The following is a 16,732-nucleotide window of genomic DNA, read 5'->3' as shown; positions in this document are numbered from 1 at the left end:
GGGACGACTTGATCTCAGCCCGGCCAGTTCGGCGGGCGAAAGGCCGGCCCTGAGATCGCGCAGTGCTCAGCCGTTGGCGGGCTGTCGAATGCCCCGCGCGTCGTGAGGAGGGCGAGCCGATGGCCCACCCAGCCTCCCACAGCGGCGAGAAGCCCGGCGATCTCGGGCGAAATGCCCCCTGCCCCCCAGACCGTCGTGCCGACAGCACGGTGCCGGCTTTGGGTGGGGTCAAGGTTGGCAGCAAGTTCGGCCTGCCGCACTGTACCAAGCCGCTGCGCCATCGCGAGGGTGTCCATGCCCATCGTGCTGGCCTCGATGCGGGCGAGGACGCGGCGCTGGCATGCCCATTTTTTGGCGCCGTAGTGGTCTCGGCATAATTGCGCAGGACCGGATGCTGCGCCTTCGCCCGCCTGACCGCACAGGCATCGGCAACCGTGACGATTTCAAGATCGGCGCGCAGCACGGCGTTGGTGGGCAGGCCGAGCGTACGCTTCGCGAAGGCTCGGCCATCACGGCCCCGCCATCCCTCCTTCCCAGCCGCCGCCGAGCGCAAGGAACAGCCGAACGCGATCCGAGGCGATGGACGCATCCGAGGCCGCCAGCGCCGCTTCGGTTGTGGCAAGGCTTCGCTGCGTGTCGAGCAGTTCAAGACCCGTTCCAAGACCGCCCCGAGTCATCCGGGCCTGGAGCCCGAAAGCCCTCCGGCTCTCATCGCGCGCGACCCTGAGCTTGGCATTCTGGTCCAGATCGCGGGCATAGGTGCTGAGGACCGTCTCGGTTTCGCGGAGAGCTGCGAGGACGCTGCCGTCAAATGCCGCCAGCGTCGCGCGCGCCGCTGCATCGCTTTCCGCGATCCGCGCCCTGGCGACGCGTCGGTTCGGGAAGGACCACGAGATGAGCGGGCCGAAGCTGAACCGCAACGCCGAATCGTCGACCAGCCCACCCACGCTCCGCGAGGTCGTGCCGAGCGATGCGCCGAGGCTGACGCTCGGATAGAGGTCCGCCGTCGCCACTCCGATGCGCGCCGTCGCAGCCGCGAGCCGGCGTTCAGCTTCGCGGATGTCGGGCCGGCGCCGGATCAGCGCCATACCGTCGCCAATCGGCAGGGGGCGGTCGACGGAAGGGATGATCCGGCAGGTCGCGAGATTGGGCGGATAATCTTCGGGCGTCCGGCCGAGCAGCACGGCAAGACTGAATAGTGCAGCTTTGCGGCCTGCCTCGATCGGCGGCAGCGCTGCCTCGAGCTGAGCCAGAAGCGCGCGCGAGCGGGTAGCGTCGAGCGACGTGTAGAGGCCGGCGCGCACGCCTCTTTCGGTGAGGGCGAGGCTTTGCCGCTGCAGTTCGACCGAATGGCGGGCAACGGTCATCCGCGCGCCGGCCGCGCAGGCATCTCCATAGGCGCCGACCACTCCGGCCACGACCGTCGTGCGCGCAAGGTCATAGGCGGCGGCCTGCGCTTCCGCATCGGCCTGCGCGGCCTCGATCGTGCGCCGAATCCGGCCCACGACGTCGAGTTCATAGGATATGCCGACGCCGGCGTCGAATGTCGCATGGGTCCCGTTGGGCGAGCCGAGACCGAGATTGGACGGCTCGCCCACCGATACGCCGCCCGCCGTGGAAGTCTGGACGCCCGCGCCGGCCTCGACCTCCTGGACAATCGCGCGCGCGCGTTCGAGATTGGCCGCCGCGACCCTGAGGTCGGTGTTGGCCTCGATCGCTTCCTGGACGAGCGCATCGAGCTGGGGAATAGCGTAGAGGCGCCACCAGCGCTGGGGCAAGGGTTCAGCCGAATAGGCCGGCGATTTTCCTTCGGCAAAGCTCGCGGGCCGATCCGAGATGCCTGCGGGCAAGGGCGGCGCCCGATAGCTGGGGCCGACCGTGGCACAGCCAGCGAGCATCAGCGCGCCCATCAGTCCGAGCGGCCTTTTCGTTCCGACGCGCCCCATCGTCATTCGCTCCGGCCGGGGCCGAGCGCATTTTCCGCGCCATTGAGCGTCACGGTGACCGTCCGGCCCGCGATCAGATCGATGCCGGGCGGCACCTTGTCGATGGCGATCCGCACGGGGATGCGCTGGGCAAGACGGACCCAGCTGAAGGTGGGATTGACATTCGCGAGTAGCGTTCCGGACGCGGTCGTCCGTTCGCGATCGTCAATGCCCGCCGATCGGCCTTCAACATGGCCAGAAAGCGGCCTATCCTCGCCCATTACCCGGATCGTGACGCGGACGCCGGGGCGGATGTGCGAAAGCTTCGTCTCCTCGAAATAGCCGGCAACGTAGTAGCTGTCGGAATCGACCAGCGTCATCACGGGCTGCCCGGCGGCGGCATAGGCGCCGGGGCGGAGCGAGAAATTGGTGACGATGCCGTTGACCGGCGCACGCACCTCGGCGCGCGCCAGATTGATGCGGGCGAGATCGCGATCAGCGATCGCCTGGGCATAGCGTGCGCGGGCCTCCTCGGCGGTGGAGCGGCGGTCGTCACGTTGCTGTCCCGAGACGATATCAGAGAGGGCCTGATAGCGGCGGTTCTCCCGTTCGGCGGCGTTCAACGTTGCCCGTGCCGTGGCGACAGCGGCCTCGGCCTGCTCAGCGGCATTGCGCAGCCGAACATGGTCGATGGTAAACAGGATGTCGCCGCGCCTGACCACCTGGTTGTCGCGAACGTGGACCTGCTCGACCCGGCCCGACACGTCTGCCGCGAGCGGGACCACATCCGCCCTGATCTTCCCGTCGCGCGTCTGTGGCGCGTAGGTGTAGTAATTATAGAGGTGCCAGAAGACGAACACGCCCGCACCCACCACCAGCAGGGTGAGCAGGGGCTTGAGCAGGCGGAGGAGGGTATCGCGATCTAGGGTCATGGCGGGCACTTCAGGATGCGGTGACAAGGCGTAGAGCCAGAAAGGCGGTGCCGGTCAGGATGAGGAACAGGGCGGTGTCGAACAGCGGGCGCTGCCAGACGAGGCGGTAGAAGCTGATGGACTCGAGCACCCGCGACAGCAGCAGGCGCATCGCGAAGCCGAGGATCGCGCAGAGGAGCAGCGGCGAAACGAACACGCCCGCGATGTCGATTTCGCCGATCATGTCGCCGGTACCCAGGCCGGCGCGCGCTCGAACAGGGCGATGCGCAGACCCGCTAAGGCATGAATGGCGCGGTCGGGGCGAGCGCCGGGCGAACCATCTCCCGGCCAGAGCGCATCAAGTGCTTCGTCGATGAGCGCGAGCAGACGGGACGACGGCTGCGGCTTGTCGAACTCGCTGCGGAGTTGATCGAGAACCCGATCCGTCGCCTGCCGCCCATCGGCGGGAAGCGCGTTGCCCATCGAGCGCAGGTCGGCGACGTTCGCGCCGACCCGCAGCCGGATGAGCAGGCCGGCGCTCCGCTCGATTTGCCCGGCTGCGGCAAGGCGCGCCGTCACCACCGAAATGCGGTCGAGCGCCCGCTGGACATAGCTGTCCCGCAACCGTCGGCTGGGCGACCGGCTCAGCCGCGCGATCTCGCGCGCTTCGATGCGGAGGACGCGCTGAAGCTGATGCTGCACGCCCCAGGTACGGAACAGGCCGGCGCCGAGAATGGCGGTGAATATGCCCAGCATGCTGGCGACGCTCGCCTCGACGAAGGTTCCGAAATCGGGCGGCGAATAATGGCCCTGGAGATTGATGTTGCTGAGCCCGAAGGCGAGGATTAGCGTCGCCATCGGATTGACGGCCGCCCAGACGCCCAGCGGCAGCATGAACAGGCCCATCATCAACGCAAAGGTCGAGAAATCGGCGGCGAGCGGGAGCAGGCCATAGCACAGGATCCCCGCCAGCAGGGTCGCTAGCAGGGCGAAACGCGCGAACATTCCGATCGCTCGGCCCGGCTCGTCGCCGCCACCGAAAAAGGCCAGCGTTACGGTGCCCAGCAGAACCGCGTTCGCGCCCTGATGCCAGCCCGTCGCATACCAGAGCCCGCAGAGGAGGGCGTAGGTTACGAGGATTCCCGCCGCGATCCGGGCAGCGTGATCAATGTCGGGGTTGAGCGGAAACGCCCGCGTCTCGCTGACTGTTCGCGCGAGCGCGGGCGCAAGCTTCGCCTTTCCGCTCAACGCCGCCTCGATCCGCGAAACCTCGCTCCAGAGCGTCAGCATTTCCGTCAGCATGTCGGCCAGCGCATCATGAACGAGTTGCTGCCACGCGCGCGCGTCACTGGCATCGAGCGGAAGCGAGCGCACGGCATCGGCCAGATCGGGTGGCGGTTCCGTACCGGCATCGAGATGGGCCCTGGCCGTGGCGAGAGAGGGTCGGAGGGCCAAGCGCTCCGCTTCGCCAAGGCCCGCGATGCGGCTGCCGATCGCGGAAAGGAGCGGGACCATGCGCAGCAGGCGTTGCTGGATCGCGAGCGCGTGCCGCAGGTCATCGCGATGGATCGTCGGATCGTAGCGCAGCGCACCGGTCAGCTGTGACAGGGATGTGATGTCGGCCAGCGTCTTTAGCCGGTCATGCTCTCCTTGGGCGTCCGCCTCATGGCCATCAAGGACATCCTTCGCCCAGGTCTCGATGCTGGGCAGCCAGCGATGCAGGCGCGCGCGTAGCGCACCTTCAAGAGAACGCGGAGCGATCACGCCGTCAACGAGGGTCGTCGCGAGGATGCCGAGGGTGATTTCGCTGACCCGCGCCACAACGGTATCGAACATGATCTCCGGATGATCCACGCCGGCGACGGCCACCAGCATGAGCGTGATCGCGAAAAGCTGGAAGCCGTAGCTGCGCGGCGTGCGGTCGAGGAAAGAAATACCGAACGCCAGGGTTGCCACGATTCCCGACGCCGCGATCAGCAGCAGCGGCGCGCTCGCAAACAGCGCGACCATGGCAAGCGTGACGAAGCCGGCGCAGAAAGTTCCGGTGAAGCGATAGACGGCCTTCGACCGGATCGCCCCGCTCATGGAGTTCATGCAGACGCAGCAGGTGACAAGTGCCCAGTAAGGATTGGGCAGGCCGATCCGCACCGCTATCGCGAATGCGATCATGCCCGCGACGAACAGCTTAACAGAGAAGATCAGCTGATCGGCGCTGACTTTCATCGGCCCGTCCGCGCCTGCTGCAGGAACTGACCGATCCGTTCCTCGAACAAACGCAGCGTGCGCGTCGTCGTTTCGATGTCCTGCGAAGGAAGATCACCAAGGAGATCGTCGCGGAGCCGCGTGACCGCCTTTTCCATCTTCTTCGCAAGGTCACGACCTTTCGGCATGACATGGATCGTCTTGATGCGCCGGTCGTCGGGAGAATCGCGCCGCTCAAGCAGGTTGGCGGCTTCGGCCTGGTCGAGAATGCGCACCATGCCGCCCGGATTGACCCCGACTTCCTCGGCCAGCGCGTTCTGCCTGACACCCTTGTCTCCATGACGGGACGCCAGAATGAGCGCCGAAATGAGCGATGCGGGAAGTCCGAAGTCGGCGAGTGCGAGACTGACTGCCTGAACCCATACACGCCGGATCTCCTTCACGAAATGGACCTCGATCCCGAGATCGTCGATAATCGCCCAATCCTTCAGGTTCCGATACAGCCGGTCGGTCTTCTCGACGAGCAGGATCCCGATATCGGGATCGCGGTGGAGATGGCGCAGCATCTCGCCGAAGGCGGTGCGCTCGGCCTTCTTCGCCGTCTCGACGTCCACATGTGTGCTGGCGACGATTATCCCGTTGAGCGCCGCATAATCCTCGAGGAGTTTCATCTGCGCGGGAATCGAATAGCCCTCCCGCTCCTGGTCCGGTGTCGACACCCGTGTATACAGAACTGCCTTTCTGGCGCCGGAGCTGTGGTCAGTCTTCGTCTTAGTCCGCTTATATCGATTTCCGGGATTCCTCGGTCTCGCCAACGCTATCGCTCCTGCTTCATTACCCTCGGGAGCCGAGGCCTATAGGCACCGATTTCGATTCATGTCCGTAACATTTTTCGTCTATGATATTGAATCTGTGGGACTCGCTTCGGACAAAGCCACATCCCTCAGCGTAGCTTGTGGACGGTGCAGCCGCGCGCAGCCTTGAAATTCAATCCCAGATAGAATATATCCCCCGATCTAGGGAGATATTTATGCCAAACGCTTTCACGACCCGCGAGGTAGCCGAACTGGCCGACGTGTCCGTGCGCGCCATCGACAAGGCGATCGAAGAGAATGTTCTGATCGGCATCCGCAGCGTGATGTCACGCGGCAAGCTGCGACGGATGCTGCCGCTTCACGCGGTGCCATACGCCGCGATCGTAAAGCGCCTGCCTATGACCCTCGGGCGGATCGAGAAGAGGAACTTGGCGCGAGCGCTCGCTTCCCGCTCCCCTGCCCTCATGACGAGCGAAGCGCTCGAGATCGCACCCGCCGTATCGGTGGATGTTCCTCGCCTGGTCGACCGTGATCTTGCGGAGCGGGCAGCAAACTATGCGCGGGCGCGCGATGTCCATATCGAGGAGAACCCGGACATCCTCGGTGGCACGCCGGTCATCAAGGGAACGCGTCTCAGCGTCTACGCCATCCGCGGCCGGCTGGACGGTGGCGAGAGCATCGATGCAATCGTCGACGACTATCCGAGCCTGAGTCGCGAAGCGGTTACCACAGCGCTGCTCTATGCCCGTACTCACCCACTCGTCGGGCGTCCGGGTGGGCGGCCCTGGAAGAAGGCTGCTTGAGACTCTTCATCGACGAGTGCCTCTCGCCCGCGCTCGCCCGACATCTCAATCAATCCGGTGCGCATGATGCCCTGCATCCGCGCGACTATGGGCGTCTGGGCGAGCGCGACGCAGAAGTGCTCGCCCGTTGCCTCACCGAGGATCGGGTGATCGTCACCGAGAATGCCGCCGACTTCCGTAAGCTCGTGGCGCGCGAAGATATCCATCCAGGCTTGATCATTCTGCCCAACGTCACCCGCGACGCATCGCTGGCGCTGCTGCTTGCCGCCATCGCCTATCTCAAAACGCTCGGATCTCCCTCGGACGTGATCGTGAACCATGTCCTGGAGATCGACGTCGATGGGTCGGTCCGTCTCTATCCGCTTCCCTGATTTGGTTGGTCGCTTCCCGCTGCAAACCAGTGCACCGCTCCGCGCTTAGCGGCACAACGACATCCTAAACCAAACGACAGAGAACCGATTTGTCATCCCGTTTTCAGAGCGATTCCAGACTCGATTATATTCACCGAGCAAAACGTCACACCAGACGCGACATTCTTGCCGGATAATATAACCGAGGCAAATGATGGTCCGCTGACAGCTTCATGGGGAGCAATCCACACTTATCGGCACCAGACTGCCGGATGCGGTACGTCAGTGCCCTCCCCATTGCGCGACCGAGAGCGTGTCGTCATTCTCGCCACAGACCGATTTCCTGCTCTGGCGCATCATCAGACATTGGTGAGGCCCACCAGAGATCGATCAGGGGATGCATATCGCAAGTTACGCCGGTACAATTGAACCTGGACTCGAAGGTGCTACACGCTCGACATGGCGAGTGATGAACCCTTTGAGTTCGGTGCTACGAAAGTACCCGGAGCCATGCCTTGAGTATATGCCTAACGAAGTCACGCTGCATCGGCAAATGCGGCGCGGTATCGCTCGACCATTTTTCGAGATTCTATTGAAGGAATTCTGAAAAAGTTCGATACGTGTCCAATTTGGGTCACCAAAATCCTCTCCCAGAGGGTTCCAGATAGTGCCGGGAACGGCGGAAATCTGCGGTTTTTTGTGGTACAGGTATCCCATGCGGAGCGGTCTCGGACCACCGGATACTACCATGCTGATGGTATGTCTGATGGTAGCGCGGCCCTCCCCTAGCCGGAGATACCATCGTGGCACTCACCTTTGCCGCCATCAAGAACGCCAAGGGCCGGGAAAAGCCCTATAAACTGACCGATAGCGACGGCCTGTTCCTCTATGTGACGCCCAATGGCGGGCGCTACTGGCGGATGAACTATCGCCACCTCGGCAAGCAGAAGACGCTCGCGTTCGGCGTCTATCCCGACACCGGACTTGCTGAGGCCCGCGAGCAACGCGACGCCGCCCGCAAGGTGCTGGCGAAGGGCGACGACCCCAGCGAAAAGGCCAAGCTGGATCGGCTTGCCGCCACCATCGCCGCCGCCAACAGCTTCAAGGCGGTCGCCGACGAGTGGCTGGCGAAGGCCGAGCGCGAAGGCCGCTCGACGGTCACGATGAAGAAGCTGCGCTGGCTGCTGGACTTCATCAATGCGTCGATCGGCAAGCGTCCAGTCGCCGCCATCACCGCGCAGGAGCTTTTGACCATGCTCCGCAAGATGGAGGGCAAGGGCAAGTATGAGACGGCCAAGCGGCTGCGCAGCACATGCAGCTCCGCTACGCCATCGCCACCGCCCGCGCGGAGCGTGACGTGGCGGCAGACCTGCGCGGCGCGCTGATCGCACCCCAGCCGGTCCACCGTGCCGCGATCACCAGCGCCGACGACGCGGGCGGGCTGTTGCGCGCGATCGAGGCGTTTGCGGGCTTCGCCAACACCAAGGCGGCGCTACAATTGCTCCCGCACGTCTTCGTCCGCCCGGGCGAGCTACGCCACGCCGAATGGGCGGACTTCGACTTCGACAAGGCATTGTGGACGATCCCGCCGCACAAGACCAAGATGCGGCGCGCGCATACCGTTCCCCTCTCCCGGCAGGCGCTGGCGATCCTCGGTACCATCGAGCATGATGCCGACTACAGCCGCTACCTGTTCCCGTCGCTGCGTTCGGTCGATCGGCCCATGTCGGAGAATACCATCAACGCCGCCCTGCGCCGGATGGGCTTCGCGCAGGACGAGATGACCGGCCACGGCTTCCGCGCGATGGCGGCGACGCTGCTCAACGAGATGGGCCTGTGGCATCCCGATGCGATCGAGCGCCAACTGGCCCATTGTGACAATAATGCCGTGCGCCGCGCCTACACGCGCGGCGAGTATTGGGACGAGCGGGTGCGCATGATGCAGCACTGGTCCGACCATCTCGATGTCTTACGAAACGGACAGACCGTCGTGACCGGCAGGTTCGGCAACGCGAACAGGAAAGCCGCCTGATCCAAAGCCATCCGTGTCGCCGTACCCTCGTCATCAGCAGAGAGAGTACGGCGACGCCGTGCGTCAGGCGTTTCCCTCATCGCGATAGCCAGCCGGGTCGGCGATCCAGCGGTTGACCGCTGACTCGCGCCAGCCGGCACCGTGAGTACTGATCGACAACTGACGAGGGAACGTGCCGTCTGCGATCTTGCGGTAGAGCGTCGATCGGGACAGTCCGGTGCGGGAAAGTACGGTCCTTAAGCGAATAATGCGATCCAGGTTCTGCATGTCGGTGTTTCCAGATGACGTGTGGCGCTGACAAGAAGGAAGGATCGGCGGCACGGCCGTCGAAGACAAGGAACCCCTTGGGCGCTGTTGGGCTATGTTGAGTGCGACGGGTCGGGTGACCGGCGGGGATCGGCGGCAATAGGCAGCTACCGGCGGCAATCGGCGGACGATCGTCTTGCGCGTGGTCAGCGAAACTTTCGTCTCACCTTGTGCCAGAACGACGCCGTAAAGCACCCGCCATCAAGCGCATCCGCTGGCGTTTGATCGTCGTCAGGTCGAGTCGTTCATGGGCCGAGCCTTTCACAAGGACGCCCGCGCAGTGGTGATGAAGCGCGCAGATGGTCGGACTGAATGGGATATGTTGTCAAGCGGGAGCGTCGCCCCCTGCTGCTGGCGCTTACGCCGCCGTGGCTATTCCGGTGTAAATGCATTACATCGTCATGCAGAAAGGAAACGAAGATGCCGAGCAACGCGCTGGTCCAGACCCGGATCGACGGGACCGTGAAAGAGGAGGCCGCCGCCGTGCTGGCGGCGATGGGACTTACCGTGTCGGATGCGGTACGCCTGATGTTGACCCGCGTCGCCCGCGACAAGGCGCTGCCGTTCGAGCCGCTGGTGCCGAACGCCAAGACCATCGCGGCGATGCGCGAGGCGCGCGAAGGGAAGGTCAAGCGCGTCGGCACGATGGCGGCGCTGATGGCCGACCTCGATGCGGACGATTGAGCGCACCGGCCAGTTCAAGCGCGATTACAAGCGGGAGAAGAAGGGGCAGCATCGTGTCACGCTCGACGCCGACCTGTTCCCGGTGATCGAGACGCTGGCGAAAGACGATCCGCTGGAGCCGCGCCACCGCGACCATGCGCTGACCGGCGACTGGCGCGATCATCGCGACTGCCACGTCAAGCCTGACCTCGTACTGATCTACCGGAAGCCTGAGAACGACACCCTGCAACTCGTGCGTCTTGGATCACACGCCGAGTTGGGCTGGTAGCCGCTGCAACCTGATCCCCATTACGCCCCAGCAGGCGGGGTGCCGACCACTTCTCCTTCCATGTTGAACGCCCGCTTGCCCCGGCGCTGCCACAGGGTCAGCGCAGTGGCGCGATCCGCGCGGCGCAACTGGTCGGCAATGGTGAGGAACGCGCCGTACATCGCAGCGCGATCATCGTCGGTGAGATCGACCAGTCCGGCCTTCACGACGAGGCCGCCGAGTTCGATCAGGTGGCGCGTGCGTTCGCGCCGTTTGACTTGCCAGTCGCGCATGTCGGTTCGGGCCTTTCCTGCCTCAAGCCGATGCCGCGCCACCGTCGCGCGGTAGAGCGCCGCCCGGCTGACGTTGAGGTGCCGGCGCAGGCTGGCGCTGCCGGCTGCGAAAGAAGGCCGCGCCCGCCGCACGCCACGCCTCCTTCGTCACGTCGTCCTTGACCGCAGCGGCGTGAAGCAGCGCACCCGCAAGCAGGTCGGCGTCGAGCGCGTCGGCACCGGTCACCGCGACCAGTTCGCCGAGCTGGCGCACGCGGCGATCCTTCAGTTGGCGCGCCTTGTCGGCAAGGGCTTTCAGTTCCGAGTCATAGTCACGCGGTTTGCGCATCGCCGTCTCCATTGTCGATGTGGTGCGACGATGATAATGGAGCGATGGCCTTGGCGCAGTAGAGACGGCGGGACGGACTGGCACCACCCGATCCCTTCCCGGATTTTATCAGGAAGGGCGCGCTTATACGTCGTTCCGACGTGCGCTTTGTTCCAGTAGATTGATGATCGCTATGGCGATCTACCATTTCAGCGTGCAGGTCATCAGCCGGTCGAGCGGGCGCAGCGCCGTTGCCGCCGCCGCGTACCGCGCCGGCGACCTGCTCCACGACGAGCGGCTGGACCGCGACCACGACTTCCGCGCCAAGGCAGGCGTCGAACATAGCGAAATCCTGCTGCCCGAGAACGCGCCGGACGCGTGGCGTGACCGCGAACGGCTGTGGAACGACGTCGAGGCGTTCGAGAAGCGCAAGGACGCGCAGCTTGCCCGCGAGGTGGAGTTCGCCATTCCCCGCGAGATGACCAAGGCGGACGGGATCGCGCTGGCGCGTGATTTCGCCGCTTCGGAGTTCGTCGCGCGCGGCATGATCGCCGACCTCAACGTGCATTGGGACATGGGCGCGGACGGCCGGCCCAAGCCGCACGCGCATGTCATGCTGACGATGCGCGAGGCCGGGCCGGACGGGTTCGGGCAGAAGGTGCGCGACTGGAACCGCAGCGAGCTTGTCGAGCAATGGCGCGAACGCTGGGCGGAACACGTCAATCAGCGGCTTGCCGAACTCGATATCGACACTCGTATCGATCACCGCAGTCTGGCGGCGCAGGGGATCGACCTCGAACCGCAGGACAAGATCGGCCCGGCTGCATCGCGGATGGGCGCGCGCGACCTCGAATCCGAGCGTCTAGAGGAGCATCGCGCCATCGCGCGGCGGAACGGTGAGTGCATCATCGCCGAGCCGCGCGTCGCGCTCGACGCGATTACCCACCAGCAGGCGACGTTCACCCGCCGCGATCTGGCGATATTCGTCCACCGACACAGCGACGGACAGGCACAGTTCGACGCGGCGATGGCGGCGGTGCGGGCCTCGCCCGATCTGGTCGCGCTCGGCAAGGACGGGTGCGGCGACGAGCGCTTCACCAGCCGCGAGATGATCGAGACCGAGCAGCGGATGCGACGCGCGGCCGAGATGATGGCCGAGCGCGACCGACACCATGTCGGCGACCGCGATCGGGAGGCGGCACTGGCGAACGCGGCGGCGCGCGGGCTGGACCTGTCGGGCGAGCAGCGTGCGGCGTTCGACCACGCCACCGGCAGGCGCGACCTCGGTGTGGTCGTCGGCTATGCCGGCACGGGCAAGAGCGCGATGCTGGGCGTCGCGCGTGAGGCATGGGAGCGCGCCGGCTTTACGGTGCACGGCGCGGCCCTGTCCGGCATCGCGGCCGAAGGGCTGGAGAACGGCTCCGGCATCGCGTCGCGCACGCTCGCCAGTCTCGAACATGGCTGGGCGCAGGGGCGCGACCCGCTTACCGCCCGCGACGTGCTGGTGATCGACGAGGCCGGCATGGTCGGCACCCGCCAGATGGAGCGCGTGCTGTCCCATGCTGCCGAGGCTGGCGCGAAGGTGGTGCTGGTCGGCGACCCGCAGCAATTGCAGTCGATCGAGGCGGGCGCGGCGTTCCGCGCGATCCACTCCGCCCAAGGCGGCGTCGAGATCACCGAGGTTCGCCGCCAGCGCGCCGACTGGCAGCGGGACGCCACCCGCCACCTCGCCACCGGCCGCACCGGGCAGGCTATCGCCGCCTATGCCGAGCACGACATGGTCCATACCGCCGACACGCGCGAGGCGGCGCGGGGCGAACTGGTCGAGCGCTGGGACCGCGAGCGCCGCGCCAGCCCGGACGTGACCCGGATCATCCTCACCCACACCAATGCCGAGGTGCGCGACCTCAACGAGACCGCTCGCGGGCTGATGCGGCAGGCGGGTGAACTCGGCGCCGACGTGTCCCTTACCGTGACGCGCGGTGCGCGCGACTTCGCCAGCGGCGACCGGGTGATGTTCCTGCGCAACGAGCGCGGGCTGGGCGTGAAGAACGGTACGCTAGGCACGATCGAGCAAGTCGATGGCAAGGCGATGACGGTTCGCACCGACACCAGCCATGCGGTGTCGTTCGACCTGAAGGACTATGCCGACCTCGACCACGGCTATGCCGCCACGATCCACAAGGCGCAGGGCATGACCGTGGATCGAGCCCATGTCCTCGCCACGCCGGGAATGGACGCGCACGGCGCCTACGTTGCGCTGTCGCGTCACCGCGACGGCGTGGACCTCCATTATGGTCGTGACGAGTTCGCCGATCAGGGGCGGCTCACCCGCACGCTGTCGCGCGAGCGCGGCAAGGACATGGCGAGCGACCATGCCCCGTCCGACCCTGCCCGCGCCTTTGCCGAGCGACGCGGGATCGGGGTGCGGGAGCGCATCGCGGAGGTGGTGCGCAAGGTGGTGCCGGAGAGGGTGCGCGCGATCTTCGACGGGCTGGATCTTGGTGGCGCACGGCGAGGCGAACGAGCGCCGCAGCGCGACCCGGTTTCGCCCGACCGGCCCGACCGCGCCCCCGGCATGTTCGATGGCTTCCGGCCCAACGCTCCTGCGATCGATCCCGCACAGGCCGCGCGTGTCCAGCGCGATCGGGCACACGGCCAGGTGGTCGAACGCCACGCCCGCGCTGTATCTGCCATCTGGTCGATGCACGACAAGGACCTGCCCGTCCTGCCGCACCAGACCGCCGAACTCGACAAGGCGCGCGAGGCGATGAACACCACCGCCCTGGGCGCGGCGAGGGACATGGAGGAAGCGTTTCGTCGCGACGGTTCGCTGGTCGCGGAAGCGGCGGGTGGCAGGCCGCAACGCGCACTACAGGCACTGCAACTCGAACGGGAAATCAGGACCGATCCTGACCGTCGCGCCGATCGCTTCGTCGCCGAATGGCGCGGCCACGATCGTGCGGCCGATGCGGCGCACGAGTCCGGCGACCGCGAGGGCTACCGCGAGCACCGCGGTGCGATGGGCCGGATGACCAAGCAGCTCGAACGCGACCCGCAACTGGAATCGGTGCTGCGCGGACGCGACTGCCGCGACCTCGGGCTGGAGATCGAGACAGGCGGACGGCTCGCGCACGACCTTGCCGCAAGCATCGGTTTCGGCCGCGAGCGCGACCGGGGACTCGAACGATAAGGAGAGAATGCGATGGATGACGACACCCCCACCCGCAGCGCCGCGGAAGCGTTCGACGCGATGAGCGAACGGCTGGCGCTGCTGACCCGCGCCGTTCAGGGGCTGGCGGCGGAAAAGGAGCGTGCGCCCGACTACACCGAGACGCTGGGGCAGATTGCCGTCCGGCTCGACCAGCATCGCGACGCGATCAATACCCTTGCCAAGCGGCCGGCGATGACACTCACGGTCACCACCATCGCCGAGCAGATCGTGGAGGCGGCCAACGAAGACCGCAAGGCGGATGCGATGACGATCCGCGACGCCCGCGACGGACTGGATGCGGCGACCGCGGAAATCGCTCGCCTGTCACGAACCGCACGCACGGCGGACGAGCAGACGCGACACGTCCGATGGCTGGTCGGCTACGCCGTTGCCGGCACGATCCTCGCCATGATGATCGTGCCCGGCATGGTGGCACGCAGCCTCCCGGCCGGCTGGTTGCTTCCAGAGCGCATGACTGCCCGCATGCTGCGGCTCGACCGCTGGCAGGCTGGCGAACGGCTACTGGCGACCGCCGATCCTGAGCGCTGGCAGGGCGTCGTGGCCGCCGACCGCATCGTGCAGGATAACCGCGACGCCATCATAGCGTGTCGAACAGCAGCCGCCAAATTGCGCAAATCGCCTCGGCTGGTGACGTGTCCGATCAGGATCGGTACCGATCATCCGTATACACAACTACCATAAACGCGATATGAATCGCACGCTTAGGCGCACCGATAAATGATTCTGTTTCAATGCCTCGCCGCGTCCGCTGCAACTATGCCAAGATACATTTTATTGCCCAGTTCGGACAGTCACTCGACATCCATGACTGGCGACACGACCACCTCCTGCAAGGCGGATAACATGGCGACCTTGTAAAACAACGGAATAATTGTAAAATCGCCCTACATGTCTTGGTATTCGATTCACAATTTACAATGTCAAATAGGGATATTGCACGATGTATCGTTTTTCAGCAATTGCTAGATATTTACCATTAGTATTTGCCATCGCACTTCTCTCGGTGGGGATATACTTATATTTTCGAATTCCACATATAAATGACCTTTACAACGCCATAAATAACGACTCCAGACCACGAAAACCAGAAAACTCATTCTTGTTTATTCTCTCGATGCCAGTATTGCTTTTTATTTACGGAACATACGTGGCTTTCAGGATAACAGCGACGCAGGACTCTGTAGATTGGCGATTTTCATCAGGCAGAGGCTTTGCGATTGCGCTCATCGTCTATGTTATCATATTTTCCATTAGTTTAAGTCGCTATTATCAAATCTGTAATTATTATAATATAAGAATTCTATGAATGCTAACATTCATTAAGCCTTCTTTGACCTTTGAATGCTATCAATTCAGATTGAGTCAGGAAATGAATAGTTAGCGTTTGCGATAGCGGCAGCAGTCTTAATGACTCAGCGACTTGTCTATTATTATCTGGCCAAGCCCCGGAAAACGATATACCAATTCTTTCCAAGATTGACTTATCAGGAATATATACCACCGCAGCTGTCGCAATACGATTCTGATCCGGGTCTTTGAGAGAAGCGTTTCGCGACATTAGTAGGCATAAGGGCCTCAAGCCCGCCCACGCTACTTTAACAAGCGACGCCCTCAATCCAATTTTATCGTAAAGCCTTTGTTCCTGTAACGCTCCCGTATCGAATCCGGACGCCTGTTTTGGATAGCCACTTAGTTGGTAAGCCGAACGAAGAAGGCTTGGCGAGCTGTGAAAAAGCACTAGAGACGACCCAACGATTACTCGGCGCTTAGCAGCCAAGAAGAGATACTGAGCGCACGCTGACGCACAGAATCCGACAACTCTGATCGTTGCATGGTGTGAATGTAAGACGTCCGCTAGTCGAATTGCAGGCAAGGCCTGCCCCCCGAACTAGTTACCTCTAGAGTAAAGCCGTATAAGTTTTGACTTTCTATCTGGCGTATAAGTTTATTGACAGAATTGCTTGTTATTTCTCCCCGCAGAAACAGATTAGGGGGTCTACTCTGCTGCGCCCTTACGACATATTCACTCTTTGGCGTTTGCAAGTATGCATCGCTTAAAGGGAGCATATTGAGATCCAAATTTTTCTAAAGGCTGCAGGTCGACGCAAAAAGCGTCGACCTGCCTTTGCGAGGAATGCCGAGTGCTTACTGGAGCACGACGCGATCGATTGCTCCAGCAAGCCCATACATTGCTTGCGACGCCCCCCAGCCGTACGTAGCCGACCAACCGGGTGACCCAACGGTGAGAGCACCGTTTTGGAAATCTGGCGTAGCCCCCGCTCCGACTTTGAAGTCGCCCGAGATTCCACCTGACCAACCGGTCAGATAACCGTTGATATCATTTGTGTACCCCCCAGCAACTCCGGGGGTGCCAACACCTGCATCGACGAAAACGCTTAATCCCGAGTCGGCTCCATAGGCTACCGACGCTCCAATCAGAAGACCATCCCCACCCACGTTCAGCGTCCCAAAGTACCCGCCGTCGTACGCGTTGCTAGGGTCAGGACTCGTTGATCACAGCCAGAAGATGACGGTTGCAGCGAGCGCGATGGCGGAGAGGAAGACGGTCGGGCACCGATCGTAGCGGGTGGCGACGCGGCGCCAGTCCTTCAGGCGTCCGAA

14 protein-coding genes and 3 pseudogenes are annotated in these 16,732 nt (G+C 63.8%); 7 read left to right on the top strand and 10 right to left on the bottom strand.

The genetic code is table 11. The features are described from left to right. Positions 1–260 precede the first annotated feature (260 nt). From RN629_RS10895 to RN629_RS10870, 6 genes and pseudogenes are all read right to left on the bottom strand, one after another. A pseudogene (locus RN629_RS10895) lies at positions 261–481 on the bottom strand (IS1380 family transposase); the annotation flags it as partial. 28 nt (positions 482–509) lie between these two features. Beyond that, a complete protein-coding gene (locus tag RN629_RS10890; RefSeq protein WP_407035265.1) occupies positions 510–1,910 on the bottom strand; it encodes an efflux transporter outer membrane subunit in 1,401 nt (466 codons plus the stop codon). Positions 1,911–1,948: 38 nt separating this feature from the next. Then, positions 1,949–2,857, bottom strand: coding sequence for an HlyD family secretion protein (locus RN629_RS10885; protein ID WP_281124283.1), 909 nt, complete (start codon positions 2,855–2,857; stop codon positions 1,949–1,951). A 10-nt stretch (positions 2,858–2,867) separates the two neighbouring features. After that, positions 2,868–3,080: a DUF1656 domain-containing protein gene (locus RN629_RS10880; RefSeq protein ID WP_024018728.1), complete on the bottom strand. Its 213-nt coding sequence runs from the start codon at positions 3,078–3,080 to the stop codon at positions 2,868–2,870. Continuing rightward, on the bottom strand, positions 3,077–5,059 hold the full coding sequence (locus RN629_RS10875) for an FUSC family protein (RefSeq protein WP_281124286.1): 1,983 nt from the start codon (positions 5,057–5,059) through the stop codon (positions 3,077–3,079). Before RN629_RS10875 ends, RN629_RS10880 begins: the two co-directional genes overlap by 4 nt. Next, positions 5,056–5,853 carry a recombinase family protein gene (locus RN629_RS10870; RefSeq protein ID WP_407035264.1) on the bottom strand — a complete coding sequence of 266 codons (798 nt, stop codon included), beginning with the start codon at positions 5,851–5,853 and terminating at the stop codon, positions 5,056–5,058. The genes RN629_RS10875 and RN629_RS10870 overlap by 4 nt, the downstream gene beginning before the upstream one ends. Positions 5,854–6,068: 215 nt before the next feature. Between RN629_RS10870 and RN629_RS10865 the strand changes: the two genes are divergently transcribed. The 3 genes and pseudogenes from RN629_RS10865 (at position 6,069) to RN629_RS10855 (ending at position 9,038) form a co-directional block, all read left to right on the top strand. Beyond that, positions 6,069–6,656 carry a DUF433 domain-containing protein gene (locus tag RN629_RS10865; protein ID WP_119744115.1) on the top strand — a complete coding sequence of 196 codons (588 nt, stop codon included), beginning with the start codon at positions 6,069–6,071 and terminating at the stop codon, positions 6,654–6,656. Continuing rightward, positions 6,653–7,027: a DUF5615 family PIN-like protein gene (locus RN629_RS10860; RefSeq protein ID WP_281124288.1), complete on the top strand. Its 375-nt coding sequence runs from the start codon at positions 6,653–6,655 to the stop codon at positions 7,025–7,027. Before RN629_RS10865 ends, RN629_RS10860 begins: the two co-directional genes overlap by 4 nt. Before the next feature lie 782 nt (positions 7,028–7,809). Further along, a pseudogene (locus tag RN629_RS10855) lies at positions 7,810–9,038 on the top strand (tyrosine-type recombinase/integrase). A gap of 63 nt (positions 9,039–9,101) precedes the next feature. On the opposite strand, the gene RN629_RS10850 reads toward RN629_RS10855, so the two are convergent. Beyond that, a complete protein-coding gene (locus RN629_RS10850) occupies positions 9,102–9,305 on the bottom strand; it encodes a helix-turn-helix transcriptional regulator (protein WP_407035263.1) in 204 nt (67 codons plus the stop codon). A 459-nt stretch (positions 9,306–9,764) separates the two neighbouring features. On the opposite strand from RN629_RS10850, the gene RN629_RS10845 reads away from it, so the two are divergent. Together RN629_RS10845 and RN629_RS10840 are read left to right on the top strand one after the other, a co-directional pair. Beyond that, on the top strand, positions 9,765–10,028 hold the full coding sequence (locus tag RN629_RS10845) for a type II toxin-antitoxin system RelB/DinJ family antitoxin (RefSeq protein WP_407035262.1): 264 nt from the start codon (positions 9,765–9,767) through the stop codon (positions 10,026–10,028). Further along, positions 10,015–10,296, top strand: a complete 282-nt coding sequence (locus tag RN629_RS10840; protein WP_407035261.1) for a type II toxin-antitoxin system YafQ family toxin — start codon at positions 10,015–10,017, stop codon at positions 10,294–10,296. The genes RN629_RS10845 and RN629_RS10840 overlap by 14 nt, the downstream gene beginning before the upstream one ends. A 20-nt stretch (positions 10,297–10,316) precedes the next feature. On the opposite strand, the gene RN629_RS10835 is transcribed toward RN629_RS10840, so the two are convergent. Next, positions 10,317–10,568: a conjugal transfer protein TraD gene (locus tag RN629_RS10835; protein ID WP_407035260.1), complete on the bottom strand. Its 252-nt coding sequence runs from the start codon at positions 10,566–10,568 to the stop codon at positions 10,317–10,319. A 22-nt stretch (positions 10,569–10,590) separates the two neighbouring features. Then, positions 10,591–10,896: a conjugal transfer protein TraD gene (gene traD, locus RN629_RS10830; protein ID WP_407035259.1), complete on the bottom strand. Its 306-nt coding sequence runs from the start codon at positions 10,894–10,896 to the stop codon at positions 10,591–10,593. 172 nt (positions 10,897–11,068) lie between these two features. Between traD and traA the strand changes: the two genes are divergently transcribed. Both traA and RN629_RS10820 read left to right on the top strand, forming a co-directional pair. Next, positions 11,069–14,068, top strand: coding sequence for a Ti-type conjugative transfer relaxase TraA (gene traA, locus RN629_RS10825; RefSeq protein ID WP_407035258.1), 3,000 nt, complete (start codon positions 11,069–11,071; stop codon positions 14,066–14,068). A gap of 12 nt (positions 14,069–14,080) precedes the next feature. Then, complete coding sequence (locus tag RN629_RS10820) at positions 14,081–14,791, top strand: DUF6118 family protein (protein WP_407035257.1); 711 nt, start codon at positions 14,081–14,083, stop codon at positions 14,789–14,791. Between the two features lie 1,833 nt (positions 14,792–16,624). On the opposite strand, the pseudogene RN629_RS10815 reads toward RN629_RS10820, so the two are convergent. Continuing rightward, positions 16,625–16,732 (bottom strand): annotated as a pseudogene (locus RN629_RS10815) (IS5/IS1182 family transposase); the annotation flags it as partial.

Source organism: Facivitalis istanbulensis (assembly GCF_040560405.1).
GTDB lineage: Bacteria > Pseudomonadota > Alphaproteobacteria > Sphingomonadales > Sphingomonadaceae > Sphingomonas > Sphingomonas istanbulensis.
Note: the sequence above shows the minus strand (reverse complement) of the source record. Positions and strands in the feature narration are given on the sequence as shown.